The sequence below is a fragment of the Azohydromonas lata NBRC 102462 genome (genome assembly GCF_001571085.1).
GTDB classification, from domain to species: Bacteria; Pseudomonadota; Gammaproteobacteria; order Burkholderiales; family Burkholderiaceae_C; genus Azohydromonas; species Azohydromonas lata.
Genome location: NZ_BCTC01000007.1, coordinates 59,498 through 83,577, shown reverse-complemented (window position 1 = coordinate 83,577; position 24,080 = coordinate 59,498). Strand labels below are relative to the sequence as shown.

The 24,080-nt window shown below is 68.8% G+C and carries 20 protein-coding genes, 1 tRNA gene and 1 pseudogene; 14 read left to right on the top strand and 8 right to left on the bottom strand.

Going from position 1 to position 24,080, the window contains the following annotated elements; genetic code table 11:
* Positions 1–66: 66 nt before the first annotated feature.
* On the top strand, positions 67–741 hold the full coding sequence (locus ALA01S_RS04705) for a DUF2238 domain-containing protein (protein WP_218011424.1): 675 nt from the start codon (positions 67–69) through the stop codon (positions 739–741).
* Positions 742–895: 154 nt separating this feature from the next.
* Positions 896–1,099 (top strand): annotated as a pseudogene (locus ALA01S_RS04700) (dodecin); the annotation flags it as partial.
* Between the two features lie 151 nt (positions 1,100–1,250).
* Here the strand turns inward: ALA01S_RS04700 and ybaK are convergent.
* Genes ybaK through ALA01S_RS04685 form a run of 3 tightly spaced genes read right to left on the bottom strand, consistent with a single transcriptional unit; the run spans position 1,251 to position 3,794 of the window.
* Positions 1,251–1,739 carry a Cys-tRNA(Pro) deacylase gene (gene ybaK, locus ALA01S_RS04695; protein WP_066332682.1) on the bottom strand — a complete coding sequence of 163 codons (489 nt, stop codon included), beginning with the start codon at positions 1,737–1,739 and terminating at the stop codon, positions 1,251–1,253.
* 22 nt (positions 1,740–1,761) lie between these two features.
* Positions 1,762–2,820, bottom strand: a complete 1,059-nt coding sequence (locus ALA01S_RS04690) for an aldo/keto reductase (protein ID WP_066332679.1) — start codon at positions 2,818–2,820, stop codon at positions 1,762–1,764.
* Positions 2,821–2,879: 59 nt separating this feature from the next.
* Positions 2,880–3,794, bottom strand: coding sequence for an Hsp20/alpha crystallin family protein (locus tag ALA01S_RS04685; RefSeq protein ID WP_084267220.1), 915 nt, complete (start codon positions 3,792–3,794; stop codon positions 2,880–2,882).
* A 260-nt stretch (positions 3,795–4,054) separates the two neighbouring features.
* Between ALA01S_RS04685 and ALA01S_RS04680 the strand changes: the two genes are divergently transcribed.
* Positions 4,055–4,969, top strand: coding sequence for an alpha/beta fold hydrolase (locus tag ALA01S_RS04680; protein ID WP_066332675.1), 915 nt, complete (start codon positions 4,055–4,057; stop codon positions 4,967–4,969).
* A 265-nt stretch (positions 4,970–5,234) separates the two neighbouring features.
* On the opposite strand, the gene ALA01S_RS04675 is transcribed toward ALA01S_RS04680, so the two are convergent.
* Entirely contained in the window at positions 5,235–7,337 is a 2,103-nt protein-coding gene (locus ALA01S_RS04675; RefSeq protein WP_066332667.1) for a sodium:solute symporter family protein, read from the bottom strand.
* Between the two features lies 1 nt (position 7,338).
* Entirely contained in the window at positions 7,339–7,698 is a 360-nt protein-coding gene (locus ALA01S_RS34370; RefSeq protein ID WP_084267219.1) for a DUF4212 domain-containing protein, read from the bottom strand.
* Between the two features lie 23 nt (positions 7,699–7,721).
* Here ALA01S_RS34370 and ALA01S_RS33875 point away from each other — a divergent pair, with 23 nt between their 5' ends.
* From ALA01S_RS33875 to ALA01S_RS04625, 10 genes are all read left to right on the top strand, one after another.
* Complete coding sequence (locus ALA01S_RS33875) at positions 7,722–7,919, top strand: hypothetical protein (RefSeq protein ID WP_169805847.1); 198 nt, start codon at positions 7,722–7,724, stop codon at positions 7,917–7,919.
* A protein-coding gene (prfB, locus tag ALA01S_RS04665) for a peptide chain release factor 2 (RefSeq protein ID WP_157118760.1) occupies positions 7,836–8,940 on the top strand; the annotation gives its coding sequence in 2 pieces (ribosomal slippage) (positions 7,836–7,916 and positions 7,918–8,940; 1,104 coding nt in all). Before ALA01S_RS33875 ends, prfB begins: the two co-directional genes overlap by 84 nt.
* Positions 8,941–9,027: 87 nt before the next feature.
* Positions 9,028–11,742, top strand: coding sequence for an aminopeptidase N (pepN, locus tag ALA01S_RS04660; RefSeq protein WP_066332664.1), 2,715 nt, complete (start codon positions 9,028–9,030; stop codon positions 11,740–11,742).
* A 28-nt stretch (positions 11,743–11,770) separates the two neighbouring features.
* Positions 11,771–12,790 (top strand): class 1 fructose-bisphosphatase, encoded by a 1,020-nt coding sequence (locus tag ALA01S_RS04655; protein ID WP_066332662.1) that lies wholly within the window; start codon positions 11,771–11,773, stop codon positions 12,788–12,790.
* Between the two features lie 208 nt (positions 12,791–12,998).
* Positions 12,999–13,074: transfer RNA gene (locus ALA01S_RS04650), tRNA-Thr, on the top strand.
* 147 nt (positions 13,075–13,221) lie between these two features.
* The gene (locus ALA01S_RS04645) at positions 13,222–14,187 is read left to right on the top strand and encodes a glucokinase (RefSeq protein WP_066332661.1); all 966 of its coding nucleotides are present in this window, start codon (positions 13,222–13,224) and stop codon (positions 14,185–14,187) included.
* 21 nt (positions 14,188–14,208) lie between these two features.
* A complete protein-coding gene (locus ALA01S_RS04640) occupies positions 14,209–15,123 on the top strand; it encodes a DUF72 domain-containing protein (protein ID WP_066332659.1) in 915 nt (304 codons plus the stop codon).
* A gap of 117 nt (positions 15,124–15,240) precedes the next feature.
* Positions 15,241–16,428, top strand: a complete 1,188-nt coding sequence (locus ALA01S_RS04635; RefSeq protein ID WP_066332656.1) for a DUF3182 family protein — start codon at positions 15,241–15,243, stop codon at positions 16,426–16,428.
* 58 nt (positions 16,429–16,486) lie between these two features.
* Positions 16,487–17,335, top strand: a complete 849-nt coding sequence (locus tag ALA01S_RS04630; RefSeq protein WP_066332654.1) for an alpha/beta hydrolase family protein — start codon at positions 16,487–16,489, stop codon at positions 17,333–17,335.
* Between the two features lie 365 nt (positions 17,336–17,700).
* A complete protein-coding gene (locus ALA01S_RS04625) occupies positions 17,701–19,893 on the top strand; it encodes a sensor domain-containing protein (RefSeq protein ID WP_066332651.1) in 2,193 nt (730 codons plus the stop codon).
* Positions 19,894–19,932: 39 nt separating this feature from the next.
* Here the strand turns inward: ALA01S_RS04625 and ALA01S_RS04620 are convergent, their stop codons facing one another.
* Both ALA01S_RS04620 and trkA read right to left on the bottom strand, forming a co-directional pair.
* Positions 19,933–21,390, bottom strand: coding sequence for a TrkH family potassium uptake protein (locus tag ALA01S_RS04620; RefSeq protein ID WP_066332649.1), 1,458 nt, complete (start codon positions 21,388–21,390; stop codon positions 19,933–19,935).
* Positions 21,391–21,407: 17 nt separating this feature from the next.
* The gene (gene trkA / locus ALA01S_RS04615; protein ID WP_066332647.1) at positions 21,408–22,889 is read right to left on the bottom strand and encodes a Trk system potassium transporter TrkA; all 1,482 of its coding nucleotides are present in this window, start codon (positions 22,887–22,889) and stop codon (positions 21,408–21,410) included.
* 268 nt (positions 22,890–23,157) lie between these two features.
* On the opposite strand from trkA, the gene ALA01S_RS04610 reads away from it, so the two are divergent.
* Positions 23,158–23,583: a DUF4148 domain-containing protein gene (locus ALA01S_RS04610; RefSeq protein ID WP_066332643.1), complete on the top strand. Its 426-nt coding sequence runs from the start codon at positions 23,158–23,160 to the stop codon at positions 23,581–23,583.
* Between the two features lie 4 nt (positions 23,584–23,587).
* Here ALA01S_RS04610 and ALA01S_RS33870 read toward each other — a convergent pair whose 3' ends face one another.
* Positions 23,588–23,992: a nucleotidyltransferase substrate binding protein gene (locus tag ALA01S_RS33870; protein ID WP_066332640.1), complete on the bottom strand. Its 405-nt coding sequence runs from the start codon at positions 23,990–23,992 to the stop codon at positions 23,588–23,590.
* Between the last annotated feature and the right edge of the window lie 88 nt (positions 23,993–24,080).

Here is a 24,080-nt window from a genome sequence, read left to right as displayed (position 1 = left end):
AGCGGGCATCACGCATGCTCGGAGGGTTGACATGGTGAAAACAGCCGCCAGCGGAGGCTTGCATCCATGTTCGCTCCCTTGCACAAACGCGCCGGACAGCCGTCCGGCACCACCGCGCTGCGGCGCAACCTGCTGCACCCGGCCTGTGGGCTGACGGTGCTGCTTGGGCTGGTGGTCTCAGGCCTTCAGCCCTACAGCCGCCTGGGCTGGCTGGCCGAGGCCGCGCCCGTGCTGCTGGTGGGCGCGGCGCTGGTGCTGACCTACCGCCGCTACCCCCTGAGCACGCTGACCTACGTGCTGCTGTCGCTGTTCGCGCTGGTGGTGCTGACCGGGGCGGCCTACAGCTTCCAGCGCGTGCCGCTGGGCTTCTGGCTGGAGGACGTGTTCGACCTCTCGCGCAACCCGTATGACCGCGTGGGCCACTTCCTGCAGGGCGTGGTGCCGGCCATGGTGGTGCGCGAGCTGCTGCTGCGCCGCGGCTGGGTGACGCAGCGCTTCGTGGCCGGGGTGCTCTCGGCCTGCGTGGCGCTGGCGCTGAGCGCGGGCTACGAAATCCTGCAGTGGCGCCTCACGGTGTTTTTCGACCGCTCGCCGCAGGACTTCCTGGGCTGGCAGGGCGACGTGTGGGACAGCCAGGCCGACATGCTGTGCGCGCTGGCGGGCGCGGTGCTGGCGCTGCTGGCCTTGTCGGCCCTGCAGGACCGGCAGATGGCGCGGCTGCGCTGGCCGGTGCGGCGCTGAGCGTGACGGGGTGCCGCGCCGGCGGGCGTGGCGGCTTCACCCCCGCCGCCTGGGGCATGGCCGGCAGGCGGCTTGCCCCATAGGCTGGCCGCGCCGCCGGCGCCTGCACTCGCAGGGCCGCCGCTCATCAACTCCCGCGGCCAGGAGAACAACGATGTCCCAACACGTCTACAAGCTCATCGAGCTGGTGGGTTCGTCCACCACCGGCACCGACGACGCCATACGCAACGCCATCGAGACCGCCGCGCTCACCGTGCGCCACATCGACTGGTTCGAGGTCGTGGAAACGCGCGGCCACGTGGTGGATGGCCGCGTCGGCCACTACCAGGTCACGCTCAAGGTCGGCTTCAGGCTGGCGCCGGATACGCCGGCGGGCGATGGGGACGGCGGCGGCACGCAGTCCGGCGGCGTGAGCGGGATTGGGACGGCCTGACGCCCCGGCGCGCACCCCGCGCGAAATGGAAAAAGGCGGTCCGCGGGACCGCCTTTTCCATGGCCGGCACGCGCTCTCAGAGCGCGCAGTGCACCGGCTTGGCATCCACCAGCGTGCTCAGCAGCTTGGGATCGATGCCCACCAAAAACCCGCGCTTGCCGCCGTTGATGCAAATCTTCTCCAGCGCCAGCACCGTTTCCTCCACGTACACCGGCATGGCCTTCTTGGTGCCGAACGGGGACGTGCCGCCCACGAGGTAGCCGCTGTGGCGCTGGGCCACTTCCGGCTTGCAGGGCTCGACGCTTTTCACGCCGATCGCGCGCGCCAGCGCCTTGGTGCTGACCTGGCGGTCGCCGTGCATGAGGACGATCAGGGGCTGCGCGCGCTCGTCCTGCATCACCAGCGTCTTGACGACCTGGTGCTCGTCCACCCCGAGCTGGCGCGAGGACTCGGCCGTGCCGCCGTGGTCCACGTAGTCGTAAGAGTGCTCGGTGAAAACCACGCCCGCGCGGCGCAGGAACTGGGTGGCGGGCGTCTCGCTGACGTGCTTGTCCTTCTTGGCCATGTCTTTCTTGTTGTCGTGCGGCTTACTGCGCCGGGTCGCGGTGCGTCCAGCGGATGTCGTCGATGACCTTGAGCAGGTTGGGCGAAAGCTCGGTGTCCCAGGCGTCCAGGTTCTCGTCGAGCTGCTCGACGCTGGTGACGCCGATGATGGTGCTGGCCACGCGCCAGTTGCGGTAGCACCAGGCCAGCGCCATGCGCGTGGGCGTGAGGCCGTTGGCGCGCGCCAGGGCGTTGTAGTGGCGCGCGGCCTGCAGCGCCTCCATGCGGCCCCAGCGCTGCTGCTTCATGGACTCGAACTGCGCCAGGCGTCCGGGGTTGTCCACGTCGCCGAAGCCACGCTGGTCGTACTTGCCGGTGAGCAGGCCAAAACCCAGCGGCGAGTAGGCCAGCAGCGACACCTGCGCGTGGTGCAGCGCCTCGTCCAGCCCGTTGTCCACCACGCGGTTGACCAGGCAGTACGGGTTCTGCACGGTGGCGATGCGCGGCAGGCCCATCTGCTCGGCAATGCGGACGAACTCGGCCACGCCCCAAGGGGTTTCGTTGGACAGGCCGATGGCGCGCACCTTGCCGTCGCGCACCAGCCGCTCCAGCGCCTGGAGCTGCGACTCGATGCTGCTCACGGGCGCGAGCTTGTTCGGGTCGAAGTACACGCCGCCGAAGGCGGGCACGTGGCGGGCGGGCCAGTGGATCTGGAAGAGGTCGATGCACTCCACGCCCAAGCGCTGCAGGCTGTCGTTGCAGGCCTGGACGATGCGCTCGGGGCGCAGGTCCGGCACGCCGCCGCCGATCCAGTCGTAGCGCGAGGGGCCGGCCACCTTGGAGGCCAGCACCACCTTGTTGCGCGCGCCGGGGTGGGCCTTGAGCCAGGAGCCCAGGATGCGCTCCGTGTCGCCGTAGCGCTCCGCGCTCGGCGGCACGGGGTACATCTCCGCGGTGTCCAGGAAATTGACGCCGCGCTCCAGCGCGCGGTCCAGGATGCGGTGGCTGGTGGCTTCGTCCACCTGCTCGCCGAAGGTCATGGTGCCCAGGCAGATGGGCGTGACGCGCAGCTCGCTGCGGCCCAGGGTGATGGTGTCAAGCATGGACGCGAGTTTGCATCACCACGGGTTCGTGGGGAAAACCACCGGCCTGGGCGACGCGCTCATGAGCCGGCTTCGCTGCCCGCACCGGCGCTGCCCGCCGTCCCGCCGCTCATGCCGCTGCCCGGCGCGCCGTCCTGGATGGGAATCTGCCGGCTGCGGTTGTGGCGCACGGGCATGTCGAAGCTCACATCCAGCACGCCGTTGTGGAAGCTGGCCTGCGCCGTGTCGGGGTTGACGCCCTCGGGCAACGGCAGGGCGCGCTTGAAGTGCCCGTAGCTGCGCTCGCTGCGGTAGTAGCCGCCGGGCTGGGCCGAGGTGCTGGTGGTGCGGCGCTCGCCCTGGACGACAAGCTGCCCGTGGTCGAAGTGGACCTGCAGGTCGTCGCGGTGCAGGCCGGGCAGGTCCATGCTGATGTGCAGCCGCCCGCCGCGCTCGCACAGCTCCACCTGCGGCAGCCAGCCGGCGCCCGGCGAGCTGCCCATGGCGGAGGAGGAAGACGCGCCGCCCGGCGCCTCGGCCATGGCGTCGTCCACACCGCCGCTGCTGCCCGCGCCGGAAGAAGGCATGCCCGCCGTGGCGTCCGAGCCGCGGTCGCGCAGCCGGCCGCGCAGCAGCTCGCGGCCGCCGCCTATGAACTGGTGGAAGAGGCGGTCCACGTCCTCGTCCAGCCGCTTCAGCAGCTCCAGGGGACTGCCGCCGCGGCCGCTCAGGAAATCGGTGTAGCGGCCGCCGCCGCGCGGGCCCTGGGGCGATTCGGCGCCGCCGCCGGGCTGCGCGCCCTGCCCGCCCATGCCCTGGCCGCTGCCGCCGCCCTGCTGGCCGGCGTTGGCGCTGAACTGCGATTGCTGGGAGCCGCCCTGTTGGGCCGAGGGGCCGCCCTGCTGCTGGCCTGGCTGCTGGCCTTGCTGCATCTGCGCGCCCTGCGGGGTGGATGGCTGGCCTGGTGCTCCGGAGTGCTGCTGTTGCTCGTCCATGGTGAAACCCTCCGCATCGGAAAAACGCCGGCCGCGCCGGATGCACCCAGGCGCGGCCGGCCGGCATGCCGCACCCGGGCAGACGCCATGCCCAAGGGCACGGCGGCCTGTGCCATTCGTTCCCAGCAAGACCTTTGAGTTCTGTGCCGCGCCCGGCTTTACAAACCGCGTCGCCCTTGCCGGACGACGTCAATGCGGTTTCACCGGGGTGCGCGCGGGCGCCGAAGCCGCCCCTTGAGCCGCCCTTTAGAGTGCCGCCCATGACCTCCCCCGCCTACCAGCCGCGCCGCCCCGCCGCCAGCCGGTTCCTCGACCTCCGCAACCTCCGCTACCACCTCCACACCTGGGGCGACGCGTCGCAGGCTACCGATGAGCGCCCGCCTCTCGTGCTGCTGCACGGCTGGATGGACGTGGGCGCCTCCTTCCAGTTCCTGGTGGACGAATTGACTGCGCCGCGCTGGGTGATCGCCCCCGACTGGCGCGGCTTCGGCCGCAGCACCGTCCCCGGCGCGGACGCCTACTGGTTCCCCGACTACCTGGGCGACCTGGACGCGCTGCTGGATGCGCTGAGCCCCGATACGCCAGTGGACCTCGTGGGCCACTCCATGGGCGGCAACGTCGCCATGGCCTATGCCGGCGTGCGCCCGGCGCGGGTGCGGCACCTGGTGAACCTGGAAGGTTTCGGGATGCCGGACAGCCGCGCCGCGCAGGCACCTTCGCGGCTGGAGAAGTGGCTGGACGAGCTGAAGAAGCCGGCGCGGCTGATGACTTACGACAGCCTGCAGGCCGTCGCCGCCCGGCTGCAGGCCAACGACCCGTTTCTTGCCGCCGACAAGGCCGCCTGGCTGGCCGCGCATTGGGCCGAACCCGACGGCGACGGCCGCTGGCGGCTGCTGGCCGACCCGGCACACAAGCGCGTCAACCCGGTGCTCTACCGCAAGGAGGAGGCGCTGGCGGCCTGGCAGCGCATCCAGGCGCCGCTGCTGTGGGTGGAGGGCGAGGACACCGAGGTGCTGCGCCGCTGGGGCGCGGCCTACCCGCGCGAGGACTTCGAGGCCCGCATGGCGACGCTGCCGCCCCACCGCCGCGCGGTGCTGCCGCGCTGCGGCCACATGCTGCACCACGACCAGCCCGCGGCCGTGGCGGCCTTGATGGAAGCGTTTCTGGCCGCTTGAGCACCGGGCCGGGCCGCGGCGCGCGGCAAGGAAAGCCGGGAGCGCCGGGAAAGAAGCGTGGCCGCCTTACAGCAAGGCGCTGAACAGGGCCGGCACGCCGATCACCACCAGGCTCACCAGCAGCAGCTCGGCACCGCCCAACCTGTCCACCACCTTGCCCAGCTTCTGCATCGCCGTCTCCAACTGCTTTGTGGCCCTGTTGCCGCACAGCGTAGGCAGCCCCCCGGATGCGGGACTTGATCAATCTCAAGTGCGCCGGGGTCCTTCAGCTCGGTGTTTTCCCGGGGTGGCGCCAGTCGGAGAGCGCGGCCTGCGTCTGCGCCGAGGGTGGCGGCGTCAGCAGGCTCACCACGACGATGGCGACGACGCCCACCGGCACGCCCAACACGCCGGCCGACACCGGGTGCAGCCCCCACCACAGCTCCACCGGCGACTGGATGTGGAAGACGCCGCGCAGCCAGGGCTGCGTCAACACCATGTAGGTGCCGGCGGTGAGCACGCCCGCCACCATGCCGGCGCAGGCGCCCGCGCGCGTGGCGCGCTTCCAGAAGATGCCCAGCACCAGCGCCGGGAAGAAGGCCGAGCCCGCCAGCGAGAAGGTGGCCGACACCAGGAACAGGATGTCCGCCGGCTTGTGCGCCGCCACCGCCGCCGCGGCCAGCGCCACCACCAGCAGCAGCGTCTTGGAGATGGTCACGCGCCGCGCCGTGGAGGAGCCCGGCCGCATGACGCGGTAGTAGGTGTCGTGGCCCAGGGCGTTGGAGATGGTCAGCAGCAGCCCGTCGGCCGTGGACAGCGCCGCGGCCAGGCCGCCGGCAGCCACCATGCCGGCAACGACGTAGGGCAGCCCGGCGATCTCCGGCGTGGCCAGCATGATGATGTCGCCGCCGATCTTCATCTCGCCGAGCTGGAAGATGCCGTCGCCGTTGACGTCCTGCACCGACAGCAGCGCCGGATCGACCTTGGACCAGTTCGAGATCCACGCCGGCAGCCGGTCGAAGGGCGTGCCCACCAGCACGTTGAAGATCTCGTACTTCACCAGCACCGCCAGCGCGGGCGCCGTGACGTAGAGCAGCAGGATGAAGAACAGCGTCCACGCCACCGAGGCGCGCGCCTCGCGCACGTTGGGCGTCGTGTAGTAGCGCGTGAGCACGTGCGGCAGCGCCGCGGAGCCCACCATCAGGCAGAACACCAGCGCCATGAAGTTGCGCCGCGACACCTCGGGGCTGCTGCGCGAGAGCGGGTCGCCGTCGGGCTCCCCGGCAAAGGGCACGGCGTGCTCGGGCATGCCCGCCAGCGGACGGGCGCGCGCCTCGTTGGCCGCCTTCTCGGCCTGCCACGCGCGCCGCGCCTCCTCCTCGTTGTTGGGCAACTGCGCCAGCGCGCGCTCGGCGGCGTGGATTTCGCTTTGCGGCGCGTTGGTGTGCTTGAGCCGCGCCACGCGCGCCTTGGCGGCATCGACTTCCGCCTCCAGCGCCGCGGCCACGTTCTCCAGGCGGCGCTCGTAGGCGTCGGCACGGCCCTGGAAGGTGGAGATCACCTCCTTCTCGCGCGGGTCGGCCTTGAGCTGCTGCTCGCGCTCGCTGACCTTTTCGAGCTGCACGCCGTACACCACCAGCGGCAGCGGCACGCCCGTCTGCTTGGCCGCCAGCCAGCACACGGGCACCAGGTAGGCCAGGATCAGCACGATGTACTGCGCCACCTGCGTCCACGTCACCGCGCGCATGCCGCCCAGGAACGAGCACACCAGCACGCCGCCCAGGCCCACGAACACGCCCACCTCGAAGGGCAGCCCGGTCAGCCGCGCCGTGATCAGGCCCACGCCGTAAATCTGCGCCACGAGGTAGGTGAAACTGACCAGGATGGCGCAGCCCGCGCCGATGAGCCGCGGCGCGTGGCCCTCGTAGCGCGCGCCCAGGAAGTCGGGAATCGTGTACTGGCCGAACTTGCGCAGGTAGGGCGCCAGCAGCAGCGCCACCAGGCAGTAGCCGCCCGTCCAGCCCATGACGTAGGCCAGGCCGCCGAAACCGCTCAGGTACAGCGTGCCGGCCATGCCGATGAAGGAGGCGGCGCTCATCCAGTCCGCCGCCGTGGCCATGCCGTTGTAGAAGGCCGGCACGCGGCGCCCGGCCACGTAGTACTCGGCCGGGTCGGTGGTGCGGCTGAGGATGCCTATGCCGGCGTAGAGCGTGACCGTCAGCAGCAGGAAGGCAAAGCCGATCCAGCGCTTGGACAGCCCCGCCACCTCCTCGGCCACGCCCAGCAGCACCACGAAGACGATGAAGCCCAGCGCAAAGGCCAGGTAGATGCGGTGCAGCCGGCTGCGGAAGTGCCGGTCGGCCGACGGGGAGGCGCCGGGCGCGGCCACCTCAGGGCTCCTCCGCCAGGCCGGCGGCGTCGTCCAGCCGGCCCATGGCCCAGGCGTAGACCACCACCACCGCCAGGAACACCAGCAGCGCCCCCTGGGACGCCATCCAGAAGCCCAGCGGCCAGCCGAAGAAGCGCTGGCGCAGGTCGGCCGCGAAGTAGACGCCCACGAAACCGGCCAGGAACCACACCAGCAGCAGCACCGCGGTGAGCCAGCACGTGCGCCGCCAATGCACGGCCAGCGCCGCCGCGGATGCGGGCGCGGGCGCGGCCTCGGACGGCAGCGCCGTGCCGCGCGGCGGTGCGGCGGCGGGCGATGGGGGGGTGTCGGCCTGTTGTTCTCGGCGGCCTTTGGGCTGCATGTCGTCTCCACGGCACGGCCGGTTTGGACGCCGGCCGCCGGGCGGCATTCTCTTACAACGCCCGCACGCTCCTGAACGGCGCGGTGCGCGTGCGAAAATCCACCCCTTTCACGCATCACAACCGCGGGTCCCCACACATGGACATCGAACGCATCAACGCCATCGGCAGCCTGCTGACCGACCTGAGCGAGCGCACCAGTGCGCTAAGGGGGTATCTTTGACTACGACCGCAAAGCCCTGCGCCTGAACGAAGTCAACGCCGCGCTGGAGAACCCCAGCGTCTGGAACGAGCCCAAGCGCGCCCAGGAGCTGGGCCGCGAAAAGAAGACGCTGGAGGTGGTGGTCGACACCATCAACCACCTTGAGCGCAACCTCGGCGACAACCTCGAGCTCTGGGAAATGAGCAAGGCCGACGAGGACGTGGACGCCCTCGAAACCATAGAGGCCGAAGCCCAGCAGCTGCAGGCGACGGTGGAACAACTGGAGTTCCGCCGCATGTTCAACAACCCTGCCGACCCCAGCAACTGCTTCATCGACATCCAGGCCGGCGCCGGCGGCACCGAGGCTTGCGACTGGGCCAGCATGCTGCTGCGCCAGTACCTCAAGTACTGCGAGCGCAAGGGCTTCAAGCCCGAGGTCATGGAAGAGACCGAGGGCGACGTCGCGGGCATCCGCAGCGCGACGATCAAGGTGGAAGGCGACTACGCCTTCGGCCACCTGCGCACCGAGACCGGCGTGCACCGCCTGGTGCGCAAGAGCCCGTTCGACAGCTCAGGCGGTCGCCACACCAGCTTCGCGTCGCTGTTCGTCTACCCGGAAGTCGATGACTCCATCGAGATCGACATCAACCCGGCCGACGTGCGCACCGACACCTTCCGCGCCTCCGGCGCGGGCGGCCAGCACATCAACAAGACCGACTCGGCCGTGCGCCTGACGCACATCCCCACCGGCATCGTCGTGCAGTGCCAGAACGACCGTTCGCAGCACCGCAACCGCGACGAGGCCTGGCAGATGCTGCGCTCGCGCCTGTACGAGCACGAGATGCGCAAGAAAATGGCCGAGCAGCAAAAGCTCGAAGACGCCAAGACCGACGTGGGCTGGGGGCACCAGATCCGCTCCTACGTGCTGGACCAGAGCCGCATCAAGGACTTGCGGACCAACGTCGAAATCTCCAACACCCAGAAGGTGCTGGACGGCGACCTCGACGCCTTCATCGCCGCCAGCCTGAAGCAGGGTTTGTAAAACCCACCGCCGCGAACGGGCCCCGCCGCACTCGGCAAGGGGGCGGGCCCGTTCGTGCCACCACCCAGACACGCCACGGGAGCAGCAATGCGCGAAGGCACCGTCACCCTGGTCCGCCGCGAGGATTACGTCGCGCCGGCCTACCGCATCCGCAGCGTCGAGCTGTGCTTCGACCTCGAACCGGCCAAGACGCTGGTGAGCTCCAAGCTCGCCATCGAACGCAACCCGCAGGCCGCGCCCCAGCCGCTGCGGCTGCACGGCGAGGGCCTCACGCTGCTGCGCGTGCTGGCCAACGGCGAGAGCGTCAGCTTCCGGCACGAGGACGGCCAGCTCGTCATCGACCACCCGCCCGCGGATGACAGCTTCACGCTGGAAATCCGCAACAGCTGCTGCCCCGAGAAGAACACCGAGCTCTCCGGCCTCTACACCAGCGGCAGCGGCTTCTTCACCCAGTGCGAGGCCGAGGGCTTCCGGCGCATCACCTACTTCCTGGATCGGCCGGACGTGATGGCCGTCTACACGGTGACGCTGCGCGCGGACAAAGCCAAGTACCCGGTGCTGCTGTCCAACGGCAACCTGGTGGAACAGGGCGAGCTGCCCGGCGGCCGGCACTTCGCCAAGTGGCACGACCCCTTCCCCAAACCCAGCTACCTGTTCGCCCTGGTGGCGGCGGACCTGGTGGCGCGTGAACAAAAAATCCGCACCCGCTCCGGCAAGGAGCACCTGCTGCAGGTGTTCGTCCGCCGCGGCGACCTCGACAAGACCGAGCACGCGATGAACTCGCTGGTCGCCTCGGTGGTGTGGGACGAGGCGCGCTTCAAGCTACCCCTGGACCTCGAACGCTTCATGATCGTGGCGGTCGAGGACTTCAACATGGGGGCCATGGAGAACAAGGGCCTCAACATCTTCAACACCAAGTTCGTCCTGGCCAGCCCCGCCACGGCGACCGACGTGGACTTCTTCGGCGTGGAAAGCGTGGTGGCCCACGAGTACTTCCACAACTGGACGGGCAACCGCATCACCTGCCGCGACTGGTTCCAGCTCAGCCTCAAGGAAGGCCTCACCGTCTACCGCGACCAGGAGTTCTCGATGGACATGAGCGGCGGCGCCAGCGCCCGCGCCGTGCGCCGCATCGAGGACGTGCGCCAGCTGCGCGCGGCCCAGTTCCCGGAAGACGCGGGCCCCATGGCCCACCCGGTGCGCCCGGACAGCTACGCCGAGATCAACAACTTCTACACCGCCACCGTCTACGACAAGGGCGCCGAAGTCGTGCGCATGATGGCCACGCTGGTGGGCCACGAGGGCTTTGCCAGCGGCATGAGCCTGTACTTCGAGCGGCACGACGGGCAGGCCGTGACCTGCGACGACTTCGCGCAGGCCATCGCCGATGCCAACCCGGGCAGCGCGCTGTCGGTGCGGCTGGACGCCTTCAAGCGCTGGTACGCCCAGGCCGGCACGCCCACGGTCACCGCCCGCGGCACCTATGACGCCGAGAGCCGCCGCTACACGCTCACGCTGGAGCAGTTCTGCGGCCCCTCGCCCGGCCAGCCTTTCAAATTCCCCTTCGTGATCCCGGTGGCCATGGGGCTGGTGGCGCAGGACGGCAGCTCCTTGCCGCTGCAACTGGCGGGCGAGGAGGCCCCCGGCGGCACCAGCCGCGTGCTGGTGCTGGAGCACCCGCAGCAGCAGTGGGTGTTCGAGAACGTGGACGCCGCCCCGGTGCCCTCGCTGCTGCGCGGCTTCTCCGCGCCCGTGAACCTGGACGACGGCCTGTCCGACGCCGAGCGCATGGTGCTGCTGGCCCACGACAGCGACGCCTTCAACCGCTGGGAGTCGGCGCAAAAGCTCGCCCTCTCCCGCCTGTGCGCCGCCGCACAGGGCCTGGGCCCGGCCGCCCTGGACGCGCCGCTGGTGGAAGCCCTGCGCACCGTGCTGCGCCACCCGGCGCTGGACGCCTCCTTCAAGGAGCTCGTCCTGCAACTGCCCAGCGAGGGCTACGTCGCCGAGCAGCTGCCGGTGGTGGACCCGCAGCGCGTGCACGAAGTCCGCGAGGCGATGCGCGCGCAACTGGCCGAGCAGCTCCATGCCGACTGGATCGAGGCCTTCGAGCGCAACGCCACGAGCGAGGCCTACGCGCCCACCGTGGCGCAGGCCGGCAAGCGCGCCCTGGTCAACATGGCGCTGTCCATGCTGTGCCTGCAGTCCCAGCGCAGCGGCGACCCGGTGTGGCCCGGCCGCGCGTATCAACGCTTCAAGGACGCGACCAACATGACGGAGCGCTTGGGCGCCCTCTCCGCGCTGGTCGAGTCGCATGCCGGGCTGGCCGAGCCGGCGCTCTCGCGCTTTCACGAGCTGTTCAAGGACGACGCGCTGGTGCTGGACAAGTGGTTCGCCCTGCAGGCCCGCGCGCCGGAGCTGGACGGCCGCGTCTTCGCCCGCGTCAAGGCGCTGCTCAAGCACCCCGACTTCTCTTTGCGCAACCCCAACCGCGCGCGCAGCCTGCTGTTCTCGCTGACCATGTTCAACCCGGCGGCCTTCCACCGCGCCGATGCGGCGGGCTACGTGTTTTGGGCCGACCGCGTCATGGACATCGACGCCATGAACCCGCAGCTCGCCGCCCGCCTGGCGCGCGTGATGGACCGCTGGCGCAAGCTGGCCGAGCCCTACCGCGGCGCGGCGCGCGAGGCCATCGCCCGCGTGGCGGCCAAGCCGGACCTGTCGGGCGACGTGCGCGAGATCGTCACGCGCGCGCTGGCCGAGGACGAGGCCAACGCCAACGCCCAGGCCGCCGCGGCCCAATGAACATTCGATCACCACTGGAGGCAGCACCATGAGCAGCAAGCGAGTCAGTCTCACCCAATACCTGGTCGAGCAGCAGCGCGAGCACGACAACATCCCGGCGCAGCTGCGGCTGCTCATCGAGGTGGTGGCGCGCGCCTGCAAGCGCATCGCCATCGCGGTCAACAAGGGCGCGCTGGGCGAGGTGCTGGGCACGGCCGGCAGCGAGAACGTGCAGGGCGAGGTCCAGAAGAAGCTGGACATCATCTCCAACGAGGTGCTGATCGAGGCCAACGAGTGGGGCGGCCACCTCGCGGCCATGGCCAGCGAGGAGATGGATGAGATCCACATCATCCCCAACCGCTACCCGCAGGGCGAATTCCTGCTGCTGTTCGATCCGCTGGACGGCTCCTCCAACATCGACGTCAACGTCAGCATCGGCACCATCTTCTCGGTGCTCAAGAAGGGCGCCGACCACGAGGGCGTGAGCGAAGCCGACTTCCTGCAGCCCGGCAAGTCGCAAGTGGCCGCGGGCTACTGCGTCTACGGCCCGCAGACCACGCTGGTGCTGACGGTGGGCGCGGGCGTGGTGATGTTCACGCTGGACCGCGAGCTGGGCGGCTGGTTCCTCATCGAGGAGAACGTGCAGATCCCGACCGACACCAAGGAATTCGCGATCAACATGAGCAACATGCGCCACTGGGACGCCCCGGTGAAGCGCTACATCGACGAATGCCTGGCCGGCACCACCGGCCCCCGCGGCAAGGACTTCAACATGCGCTGGATCGCCTCCATGGTGGCCGACGTGCATCGCATCCTGTGCCGCGGCGGCATCTTCATGTACCCGTGGGACGCGCGCGAGCCGGCCAAGCCCGGCAAGCTGCGCCTGATGTACGAGGCCAACCCGATGGCCTTCCTGGTCGAGCAGGCCGGCGGCGCCGCCACCAACGGCCAGCAGCGCATCATGGACATCCAGCCCTCCAAGCTGCACGAGCGCGTGAGCGTGATCCTGGGCTCCAAGAACGAGGTGGACGTCGTCACGGGCTACCACCTGGAAGCGGCCAAGAAGTAAGGCCGTTTCGTCGAGGCCCGGGCTGGTGGCGACGGACTGAGCGCCATCGGCACGGGGCTTGCCGCGATGTGCGCCAACACCAACGCGCACACCGCCCTGCCCCGTGACTTCTCCCCGCCGCCAGCCTCGCAAAAACGGGTTTGAAAAATTTCAAGCGAAATGCTTGCATTCCCCCTTAAACCCGTGCCACAATAGATGTCTTGACGCCGCCGGTGTAGCTCAGTTGGTAGAGCAGCGCATTCGTAATGCGAAGGTCGGGAGTTCGACTCTCTTCACCGGCACCAAACACGAAGGCCCTGGTTTCTTACGGAACCAGGGCCTTTTCGTTGCGCGCTCGCCTTTGGCGTTGCACAACGGTGATGCGGCGGCGTCTTCGCCCTTCTTGCCGCATGCGATGCTGCGCACCCCTCAAGACTTGATGAGGCCCCGCCATGCAGCCCGCACCTGACACCCTGCGCCTCGTGGGCGACGTGGGCGGCACCAACGCCCGCTTCGCGCTGCTGGACGACTTCGGCCACCTGCAGGCCGCCAGCACCCTCTCCACCACGGGCCACGCCGACCTTGCCGCCGCCGTGCAGGCCTACCTCGCGCCGCTGGGCTCGCCCGTGCTGCGCGAGGCGGCCGTGGCCATCGCCAACCCCATCAGCGGCGACCGGTTGCGCATGACCAACAGCCACTGGTCCTTCTCCATAGAAGCCACGCGCCAGGCGCTGGGCCTCACCCGCCTGTGCATGCTCAACGACTTCGAGGCGCTGGCGCTGGCCGTGCCGGGCCTGGCGGGCGAGCAGCTCGGCGCCGTGGGCGGCGGCCAGGCCGTCGAAGGCGCGCCCAAGGTCGTCATCGGCCCCGGCACGGGGCTGGGCATGGCCGCCATCGTCCGCGAGCGCGACGGCCGCTGGCGCGCCCTGCCCGGCGAGGGCGGCCACGCCTCCATGGCGCCCGGCAACGAGCGCGAGGCCGACATCCTGCGCGTGCTCTGGCGCGAGTTCGGCCACGTCTCGGCCGAGCGCGTCATCTCCGGCATGGGCCTGGAGAACCTCTATCGCGCCATCGCCACGCTGGACGGCGTGCCGGCGCAGCCGCTGCAAGCCGCCGACATCAGCCGCCACGCCCTGGCCGGCAGCCATGCGCAGTGCGTGGAGGCGCTGCAGCACTTTTGCGCGCTGCTGGGCGGCGCCGCGGGCAACCTGGCGCTCACGCTGGGCGCGCGCGGTGGGGTGTACGTGGGCGGCGGCATCGTCCCCAAGCTGGGCGACTGGTTCGCGGCCTCGCCATTTCGCGCCGCCTTCGAGGCCAAGGGGCGCTTTCGCGACTACTTGGGCGCCACCCCCACCTTTGTCATACGCGCCGAGGAGCCGGCGCTGCTGGGCGCGGCGCGGGCGCTGGAACAGGGCTGAAGGCGCCACCGGAGGTGCGGCATGGGCAACAAGCTCAACATCCTCGTCGGCACCGCGTCCTGGACGGACAAGTCGCTCATAGACAGCGGCCGCTTCTATCCCAAGGAGGCAACCACCGCCGAGGCCCGGCTGCGCTTTTACGCCTCGCGCTTCGCGCTGGTGGAGGTGGATTCCTCCTACTACGCCATGCCCTCGCCCGCCACGGCGCAACTGTGGGCCGAGCGCACGCCGGCGGACTTCACCATGAACGTGAAGGCGTTCCGCCTCTTCACCGGCCACCAGACGCAACCCAAGGTGCTGCACGAAGACCTGCGACGCGCCCTGAACTGGCCGGAAGGCCGCAACCTCTACTGGAAGCACGTGCCGCCTGAGATCCAGGCCGAGTTCTGGCGCCGCTTCCAGCACGCGCTGCAGCCGCTGCAGGACGCCGACCGCCTGGGCCTGGTGCACTTCCAGTTCGCGCCCTGGGTGGTGTGCAACCCGGCCGGCATCGCTCACGTGCACGACTGCGTGGCGCACATGCCGCAGCACACCCTGAGCGTCGAGTTCCGCCACAAGAGCTGGTTCGACGAGAAGCACCGTGCCGACACCCTGGCCATGCTGCGCGACCTGAACCTCGTCCACACCGTGGTGGACGGCCCGCAGGGCTTCAGCAACAGCGTGCCGGCGCTCTGGGAAGCCACCCACCCCGCCGTGGCGCTGCTGCGCCTGCACGGGCGCAACACCGGGAGCTGGAACGTCGCCGGGCCGACGACGGCGGCCTCCGACCGTTTCAACTACGACTACAGCGACGCGGAGTTGGGCGGCCTTGCCGAAAAACTGCGCGAGCTGGCCGCGCAGGTGGCCGCCGTGCACGTGGTGTTCAACAACAACCACGAGGACCAAGGGCAGCGCAACGCGGCCACGCTCATGCGGCTGCTGCACCTCTCGCGTTGAAGACCAGCCCGATGGACGCGCGCCGGTCCGGCCACCAGACCCCCTGTTCGCAGGCACAGCCCTTGCCGATCCCGGTGAATCCGGCCGCCTGCGCCGACCGCACCGGGGTATTTCATCGTGAGCACTGCTGTCCTCATCCCGTCGGCCGGTGGCCGGCATCCCCCCTTCGACCTGGCCCAAGGCGTCCTGCCCGCCGGGCCGCGCCAGGCGCTCACGCCGCACCGGCGCCTCACCTTCGTACCCTGCCGCGCCGACGCGCGCGAGCATGAGCTCGTCACGCAGCGCGGCATCGCGCAGCGGCTGGCCGCGCTCATGGGCTGCGAGCTGGCCGATGGCGCCGACGGCGTGGCCAGCCTGGGCTACGTCATCCCCAACGACACGCTGATGTCGCTGGCAGCGGCCCGGCGCCTGGGCATACGCGGCGAGGAGGATTTATTCGGCGGCGTCGTGCCCTACCCCTTCGTCGCCACCAAGGTCATTACCCACGGCCTGCTGCGGCCGGATGCCGCCGCGCCCGCCGGCTGGAACCCCGACTTCAACGAGCGCGTGCGCGACAGCGTGCTGCCGGGCTGGTCCGTCTTCAGCGTGGCGGATGCGCGCGAGGCCGCGCAGCGGCTGCTGCAGGGCGGCCCCGTGCGCTTCAAGCCCGCCTGCGGCATTGGCGGCGCGGGCCAGTCCGTGCTGCACGGCGAAGCCGACCTGGACGCGGCGCTGGCCGCCCTGCCGGCCGAGCAGATTGAGCAGCACGGCCTGGTGCTGGAGCGCAACCTGGCCGCCGACGTGCAGACCTACAGCATCGGTTTCCTGCGCCTGGGCTCGCTGGTGGCGAGCTATTTCGGCACGCAGCGCAACACCCTCAACCGGCTTGGGCAGGAGGTCTATGGCGGCTCTACGCTCACCGTGGTGCGCGGCGGCTTCGAGGCCTTGGAAAACCTGGCCGCGGACGACGAAGGCGCGCGCCACGCCGTGGCGCTGGCGCGCACGTATCACGAGGCCGCACGCGACTGCTTCCCGGGCTTCCTGGCCTCGCGCGCCAACTACGACGTGGTGCGCGGGCTGGATGCATCAGGAACCCTCTGCGCCGGCGTGCTGGAGCAGTCCTGGCGCATGGGCGGCGCCAGCGGCGCCGAGGTGGCCGCGCTGCAGGCCCTGTGCGACGCCCCCGCGCGCCACACCGCCCGCGCCTCCACGGTGGAGGCGCATGGCGAATTCGATCCGCTGCCTGACGGCGCCGTCCTCTACTACCGCGGCGTGGACGAGCACGTGGGCCCCATCACCAAATACGCCCTGCTGCACGAGGACTGACCCACACGCCCCCGCGCGGCGCGGCCATCCACTTCCAGGCAGGAGCAGCGCCCAAACCATGAGTACCCGAGAACAGGCCGTGGACATCGAGGTCGATGCCACGAGCATAGACGGCACCGTCATCACCCCCGGCACCGCCATGCCCGGCGTGCTTTTCGTGCACGGCTGGGGGGGCTGCCAGCGGCAGTACCTCACCCGCGCGCGGGAGATCGCCGCGCTGGGCTGCGTGGGCCTCACGTTCGACCTGCGCGGCCATGCCGACACGCAGGAGCAGCGCGAATCCGTCTCGCGCGAGAGCAACCTGCGCGACGTGCTGGCCGCCTACGACCTGCTGGCCCGCCACCCCCACGTGGACCCGGACGCCATTGCCGTGGTGGGCAGCAGCTACGGCGGCTACCTGGCCACCATCCTCACCACCAAGCGCAAGGTGCGCTGGCTGGCGCTGCGCGTGCCGGCCCTCTACATCGACAGCGGCTGGGAAGTGCCCAAGGTGCAACTGCACAAGGACCAGGACTTGAAGGCCTACCGGCGCAGCTTCATCAAGGCCAAGGACAACCTGGCGCTGCGCGCCTGCGCCGACTTCGAGGGCGACGTGCTCATCGTCGAATCCGAGCACGACGACATCGTTCCGCACCCCGTGATCACCAGCTACCGCGAAGCCTGCCTGCAGGCGCGCTCGCTGACCTACCGCTGCTTGGCCGGTGCCGACCACGGCCTGACCAGCGAGGTGTCGCAGCGCGCCTACACGGCGCTGCTGACGCAGTGGCTGGGTGAAATGCTGGCCGGCGCGCGGCGCGAGGGCGATGCGCTGGCGGCCGAGGCGGCCAAGGGTGTGGCCAGCCGGCAGGCCGCGGCCGAGACCGCCGTGAGCGAGGTGGAACCGGAGGCGCCGCCGATGGCACGCTGAGATTTGCCGGGCACAACGAAATACCGCGGAAGTTTGCAGGCCGGATATTTCCAATACTCCTGCTTCATGCCCGGCCCAATCGGTCCCCTTTTGCACAGACAACCAAACGCTTTCGAGACCGGCTGCGCCAAATAGCCAAAACCTGTCCATCCGGACAGCGTGCTCCGCACAATCCGTGCACCCAAATCGGTGCGCAAGTTACAGGGTTTGCCCTCTTGCGCACCGTCACCGGGACAGCGCAGCGAAGATTGCACCTGTTTCAGTCCGTATCCGCCGTGCGCTGCAAGGCACGCCACTTGCGTTGGCCATTCCAGAAAAAAACATTGAAGCACACTGGCGCCAGGGCACCTTTTGAAGAACGTTGAGTGACGCGCACCATGGCAAATCCAATCATCGATACCGCCGCAACGAGCAAGCAGCCCATCATGGGCATTCACTCGCTCGAAGCATTGCTGGCCAATATTGATGGCATGGTTTATCGCTGCCTTGCCGACAAGGCATGGACCATGGAATTCGTCAGTCAGGGCAGCCTGGCGCTGACCGGCCACCTGCCGGCTGAATTGCTTGGTGAAAAAGCCATTGCCTTCTATGACATCATCCACCCGGATGATCGCGACGGCGTTGAGCAGGCCATTCAAACGTCACTTGAAAACAGCCGGCGCTACGATATCGAATACCGCATCCTCCGCAAGGACGGTGATATTCGCTGGGTTTCCGACCGCGGCACCGCGGTGAAGCGCGGCGACCAGGGCATTTCCATACTTGAAGGCATCATTCAGGACATCACCAAGCGGAAAAAGGCCGACGAAGATCTGCTGGAAGCCGAACGCCGCTATCGCAGCATTTTTGAAAATGCCGTCGAAGGCATTTACCAATCCACCCTGGAGCAGGGTTACCTGGCCGTCAATCCTGCCCTGGCGCGCACGTATGGATACGACTCTCCCAGCCAGTTGATCGGCAACCTGCGCGATATAGGGTCGCAACTTTACGTGGACAACGGGCGCCGGCTCGAATTCATGAAAATCATGGACGAGCACGGCATCGTTTCCAATTTCGAATCGCGCGTCTACAGAAAAGATGGGTCCGTCATCTGGATTTCTGAAAATGCCCGCGCGGTACGCAACGAGGCCGGCAATTTTTTGTTTTACGAAGGCACGGTCGAAGATATCACGCAGAGAAAAGCCAACGAGGCGAAGATCCGTTTCCAGGCCACCCACGATCCCTTGACGAAACTGGCGAATCGGGCGCTGTTGCAGGAACGCCTGGACCAGTCCATCGAGCGGGCGCGGCGGGAAGGCAAATGTGTGGCGACGGTTTTCCTGGACCTGGACAAATTCAAGTACATCAACGACAGCCTGGGCCATCAGGTGGGGGACGAGCTGCTGCTCACCATTGCCGAGCGCCTCAGGCATTGCGTGCGCGAAAGCGATACCGTGGCCCGTCTCGGCGGGGATGAATTCGTGCTGGTGCTCGTCAACCAGAGCAATGACAAGTCCGTCGAGAGCACCGTGCAGCGCGTGCTGGCCGATGTGGCCAAGCCCTGGAGCGTCAACGGCATGGAAGTCCAGGTGACCTGCAGCGTCGGCATCAGCATGTTTCCCGCCCATGGCACCGACTCCACCGCGCTGCTCAAGCATGCGGACGCCGCCATGTTCGAGGCCAAGCGGCTTGGGCGCAACAACTCCCAGTATTTCTCTGAAAACTCGAACGGCGTCGTCACCGATGGCCTTGAAATGGTTTCCAGCCTGCGGCGCGCGGTCGAAAACCAGGAAATGCTGCTGCATTACCAGCCCAAGTACGATTTGCGCACCGGCCGGATGGTGGGCGCGGAGGCGCTGATACGCTGGCGCCATCCCAAGCGCGGCCTGGTGAGCCCGATTGAATTCATTCCCATGGCGGAAGAGGCTGGCCTGATAGGGGGCATAGGCGAATGGGTATTGCAGACGGCCTGCCGTCAAAGCCGTGATTGGCAAAATGCCGGATATCCGCCCATCTCGGTGGCCATCAACGTCTCCCCCATGCAGCTTGAACGGGACGATTTGGTCCATCAGGTCGCAACCGTGCTGGAACAAACCGGCTTGGCGCCCGAGCTTCTCGAAATCGAGATTACCGAGAGCGGCATGATGCGCAAGGTCGAGCATTCCATGGCAGTTCTGCAGAAACTCAAGAATATCGGAGTGCGCATCTCCATAGATGATTTTGGCACCGGCTACTCCAGCCTGAGCCATCTCAAGCGCCTGCCCTTGGACACGCTGAAGGTCGACAAGAGTTTTGTCCGCAATATATCTTCGGACCACGAGAACCATTCGATAGTCAAGGCGATTGTTCTGCTGGCAGGCTCTCTCAAGTTGAAGGTCGTGGCCGAGGGCGTTGAAACCGAGGAAGAGTACAAGGTGCTCCAGAATATGGGGTGCGATGAGATGCAGGGTTATTTCAAAGGCAGGCCCGTGCCTGCCAACTGTTTTGCGGAGAAGCATCTTGATACCGGCCATTTGTCATGGCCGGCGCAGAAGATCGCGCAATTGTGCGCTCCCAACTGCCATGGGCTGCTGCCATGAGGCGTAAATACCGGTCCCGCCGCCATGCGGGGCCCGGGCCTATTTCCGCCAGAAGGCGGCCGTGAACAGCACCAGTATCGAAAACAATTCCAGCCGCCCAAGCAGCATGGCGGTGGTGCAGACCCAGACCTGGAAATCCGTCAGCGGCTGAAACGTGCCCGCCGGGCCCACCAAGCCCAGCCCGGGCCCCGTGTTGTTGAGGCTGGAGAGCACCGCGGTGAAGGCCGTCACCACCTCCAGCCCGGAGAACAGCAGCAGCAGCGTGGCGCCCACCATCACCGCGCCATAGACCAGCATGAAGGCCAGCACCGACTGCAGCACGTTGGCATCGACGGCCGCGCCGCCCAAGGTGATGGGCACCACCGCACGCGGATGCACCAGGCGCTTGAACTCGCGCTGCGCGCTCTTCATCAGCAGCAGCGAGCGGATGAGCTTGATGCCTCCGCCCGTGGAGCCCGCGCAGCAGGTGAAGCAGGACAGGAACAGCAGCAGCAGCGGTGCGAACGGCGGCCACTGCGCGTAGTCGCGCGTGGCAAAGCCGGTGGTCGTGGCGATGGAGACGACGTGGAAGGCCGTGTGGCGCAGCGTCTGGCCCAAGTCCGGGTACACGCGGTGCGCCATCAGGTACAGCGTCAACCCGGCCACCGCCGCGGCCAGCAGGGCGAGGTACACCCGCGCCTCCAGGTCGCGCCACAGCCCGCGCAGGCTGCGCCGGCGCCAGGCGACGAAGTACAGCGCGAAGTTGATGCCGGCCAGCAGCATGAAGACGGTCGCGACCAGTTCGATGGCCGGCGAGTCGAAGGCGCCGAAGCTCGCGTCGTAGGCCGCGAAGCCGCCCAGGCTCACGGTGGTGCACATGTGCATGAAGGCGTCGGCCCAGCTCATGCCGGCCAGCCGGTAGGCCAGGAAGCAGGCCAGCGCCATCACGAAGTAGATGGTCCACAGCCCGCGCGCCGTCTCGGCGATGCGCGGCGTGAGCTTCTGGTCCTTCATGGGCCCCGGCGTCTCGGCCTTGAAGAGCTGCGAGCCGCCCACACCCAGCAGCGGCAGGATGGCCACGGCCAGCACCAGGATGCCCATGCCGCCGATGAACACCATCAGGCAGCGCCAGACGTTGATGGACAGCGGCAGCCGCTCCAACCCAGTGAGCACCGTGGCGCCGGTGGTGGTCAGGCCGGACGCCGCCTCGAAGTAGGCATCGGTGAACGAAAGGCCCTCGATGTGGAAGAGCAGCGGCAGCGCGCCGAACACCGGCAGCACCGTCCACACCAGGCTCACGAGCAGGAAGCCGTCGCGCGGCTGCAGCTCGCGGCGGGAGCGGCGGCCGAGCAGGTACAGGGCCAGGCCGCTCGTGAACGTGATGGCGATGGCGCCGTCGTAGGCGTAGAGCGCCGCGTCGCCGCCCAGGAAGGCAAAGGCCAGCGGCACCAGCATGGTGGCGGCGAACAGCATGACGATGCCGCCGAGCACGGCCAGGACGGGCAGCAGGCTTCGCAAGGGCGCGTCCCCGGGCGCTAGATGAAGAGGGCCGAGACCTGGAACAGCCGCTGCACCTCGCGCACCTGCTTCTTGTTGGGCAGGAAGACGATGAGGTGGTCGCCGGCCTGCACCAGGGTGTCGTGGTGGGCGATGAGCACTTGGGCGCCGCCCAAGTCGGCACCGGCGGCGCGGCGTTCGCGCAGCGCCAGCATGCCGCGCCGCCCGCGCGGCGTGGCGGGCTCGGCCTCGCCGCGCGGCGGCAGGCCACGGACGATGGCGCCGATCTGCGCGCCCGCAGGCAGCGGGATCTGCTCTATGCGCCGGCCCACGAGGCGGCTGGTGGCCTGGTCGCCGCTGACCACGGCCTCCAGCACCTCGGCCGTGCCATGGCGCAGCGAATGCACCGCCTCCACGTTGCCCCAGCGCACGTGCGCCAGCAGCTCGCCGATGACGGCCTGTGCCGGCGACAGCGCGATGTCTATGGTCGTGCCCTGCACCAGGTCGGCGTAGGCGCGGCGGTTGATGAGCGCGAGCACGTGGCGCGCGCCCATGCGCTTGGCCAGCAGGCAGGCCATGATGTTGTCCTCGTCGTCGCTGGTGAGGGCCAGGAAGAGGTCCATGTCCTGCACGTTCTCGTCGCCCATGAGCTCCTCGTCGGTGGAGTCGCCGTTGAGGATGAGCACGTCGCCGGGCAGTTGCGTGGCCAGGTAGTCGCAGCGCGAGCGGCTGACCTCGACGATCTTGACCTGCACCTCCCCGCGAAGCTGCCGCGCCAGGCGCAGGCCCACGCGGCCGCCGCCGGCGATCATGACGCGGCGCACGGGCCGGTCGCGCTCGCGCAGCGCGCCCAGCACGGCGCGCAGCTGCCCGGTGCGGCTGAGGACGAACACCTCGTCGCCGGGCTCTATGCAGGTGTTGCCGCAGACGTCGGCCACCGGCTTGTCCTGCCGGTAGATCGCCACCACGCGCATGTCGGCCTGCGGCGCCAGGCGCGGGATGTCCTCCAGCCGGTGGCGCACCAGCGGGCCGCCGGCCACGGCGCGCACGGCCACCAGGCTCAGCAGGCCCTGCGCCAGCTCCAGCACCTGCAGTGCCTCGGGGTACTTGATGAGCTGCCAGATGGTGCGCATCACCGATTCCTCGGGGCAGATGACGCGGTCCACGCCGAAGCCTTCCGGCCCCGCGGTGAGCGCCGTGCCTTCGGAGAACTCGGGACTGCGCAGCCGCGCGATGGTGGTGGGCACGGTAAAGAGCTGGCGGGCGAGCTTGCAGGCCACGAGGTTGGTCTCGTCGAGCTGCGCGCAGGCGATGAAGAGGTCGGCGTCGGCCAGGCCCGCGTCCCGCAGCACCGAGGGCTGCACGCCGTTGCCGGCCACGCCGCGCAGGTCGAAGCGGTCCTGCAACAGCGACAGCCGCGCCGGGTCGGTGTCCACGACGGTGATGTCGTTGGCCTCCGAGGCGAGGATTTCGGCGACGCTTTCTCCCACGCGTCCGGCACCCAGGATGACGATGTTCATGGCGGCGCGCATCTTCGCCCGGCTTGGAGCCCGGCATGGCCCATCACGGTGATGCAAACGTGACCTCGTGTTGGCGCCCGGCCCAAAGGCTGGCGCGAGGCCCTTCTCGCACCCCCCAACCAATGAGAAACCGTGACCAAACGGTGACCTTTCCTTGAATCCCCCGTGACCCCCGGCGCCCAAACTTCATTTCACCAGCCCGGGACATTCACTCTTGAAACGAAACCACGGCGCTGGACCCTGTCGTCACTCCTTGGAGAGGTCCGCCATGAAAGCCACGCTGATCACCACCGTCCTGGCCGCCACCGCCGCCGCACTGCTGTCCTTCAACACGCAGGCCGCGGAGCTGTCGAGCTACTACCGCGAATCCGCCGTGCCGCCGTTGGCCGGCAGCACCGCCAAGACGCGCGAGCAGGTGAAGGCCGAGCTGGCCGAGGCCGTGGCACGGGGCGAGGTGAACAACAGCGGCGTGCGGCCGTCCTTTACGTACCCGTTCCACCACGAATCCGCTCCCGGGCCGCTGGCCGCCTCCGGCAGCAAGACACGCGAGCAGGTGAAAGCCGAGCTGGCCGAGGCCATCGCGCGTGGCGAGGTTTTTTATACGAGCGGCAACGCGTACCGACGCGGGTATGACTCGGCCCCCGCGCCTTTCATCTCGCCCGCGGCGCCGATGGACGTCATGGCGCGGCGCTGAGCCCTCACACCACCCGCCCCGCCAGCCGCCGCTGCAGGTGGCGCACCTCGTCCAGGAAGCGCGGCACGGCGGCCACCACTTCCGGGCCCATGGGCTCCTCGTCGGTGTGGCCGGTGTGGGCGCGCAGGTCGCTCCAGGTGCGCCACACCGGCCAGCCGCCCAACAGCAGCGCCTGCTCGTGGCCCAAGGTCACCAGCGATTCCATGCTCATCGCCGCCACGTCTTGGGGTTGAGCCGACGCCAGCGCGAGGCAGCGGTGCAAGGCCTTGAGGGCGAGGTCGTAGGTGAATTCGAAGCGGTGGATGAGCCCGTCGCGTATGAGCAGGTCGCCCGGGTCGAGCAGGCTGCGCCGCAAACCCTCATCCAGTTGTTCCACGGCGCGTCTGAGCGGTGCGATGTAAAGGTCCATGGGCCTCCCGGCGGTTGATCGCGGCCCTATCCCACGGGCAACCCGCACACCCGCCGGGACAAGGCTCGCCCGCCATCCTCCCGCCGTC

Excerpts from the sequence above, each read along its gene's own strand:
- ALA01S_RS04705 (WP_218011424.1), top strand. The coding sequence starts at position 67 with ATGTTCGCTCCCTTGCACAAACGCGCCGGACAGCCGTCCGGCACCACC.
- ybaK (WP_066332682.1), bottom strand. The coding sequence starts at position 1,739 with ATGGCCAAGAAGGACAAGCACGTCAGCGAGACGCCCGCCACCCAGTTC.
- ALA01S_RS04690 (WP_066332679.1), bottom strand. The coding sequence starts at position 2,820 with ATGCTTGACACCATCACCCTGGGCCGCAGCGAGCTGCGCGTCACGCCC.
- ALA01S_RS04685 (WP_084267220.1), bottom strand. The coding sequence starts at position 3,794 with ATGGACGAGCAACAGCAGCACTCCGGAGCACCAGGCCAGCCATCCACC.
- ALA01S_RS04680 (WP_066332675.1), top strand. The coding sequence starts at position 4,055 with ATGACCTCCCCCGCCTACCAGCCGCGCCGCCCCGCCGCCAGCCGGTTC.
- ALA01S_RS34370 (WP_084267219.1), bottom strand. The coding sequence starts at position 7,698 with ATGCAGCCCAAAGGCCGCCGAGAACAACAGGCCGACACCCCCCCATCG.
- pepN (WP_066332664.1), top strand. The coding sequence starts at position 9,028 with ATGCGCGAAGGCACCGTCACCCTGGTCCGCCGCGAGGATTACGTCGCG.
- ALA01S_RS04655 (WP_066332662.1), top strand. The coding sequence starts at position 11,771 with ATGAGCAGCAAGCGAGTCAGTCTCACCCAATACCTGGTCGAGCAGCAG.
- ALA01S_RS04645 (WP_066332661.1), top strand. The coding sequence starts at position 13,222 with ATGCAGCCCGCACCTGACACCCTGCGCCTCGTGGGCGACGTGGGCGGC.
- ALA01S_RS04640 (WP_066332659.1), top strand. The coding sequence starts at position 14,209 with ATGGGCAACAAGCTCAACATCCTCGTCGGCACCGCGTCCTGGACGGAC.
- ALA01S_RS04630 (WP_066332654.1), top strand. The coding sequence starts at position 16,487 with ATGAGTACCCGAGAACAGGCCGTGGACATCGAGGTCGATGCCACGAGC.
- trkA (WP_066332647.1), bottom strand. The coding sequence starts at position 22,889 with ATGAACATCGTCATCCTGGGTGCCGGACGCGTGGGAGAAAGCGTCGCC.
- ALA01S_RS04610 (WP_066332643.1), top strand. The coding sequence starts at position 23,158 with ATGAAAGCCACGCTGATCACCACCGTCCTGGCCGCCACCGCCGCCGCA.
- ALA01S_RS33870 (WP_066332640.1), bottom strand. The coding sequence starts at position 23,992 with ATGGACCTTTACATCGCACCGCTCAGACGCGCCGTGGAACAACTGGAT.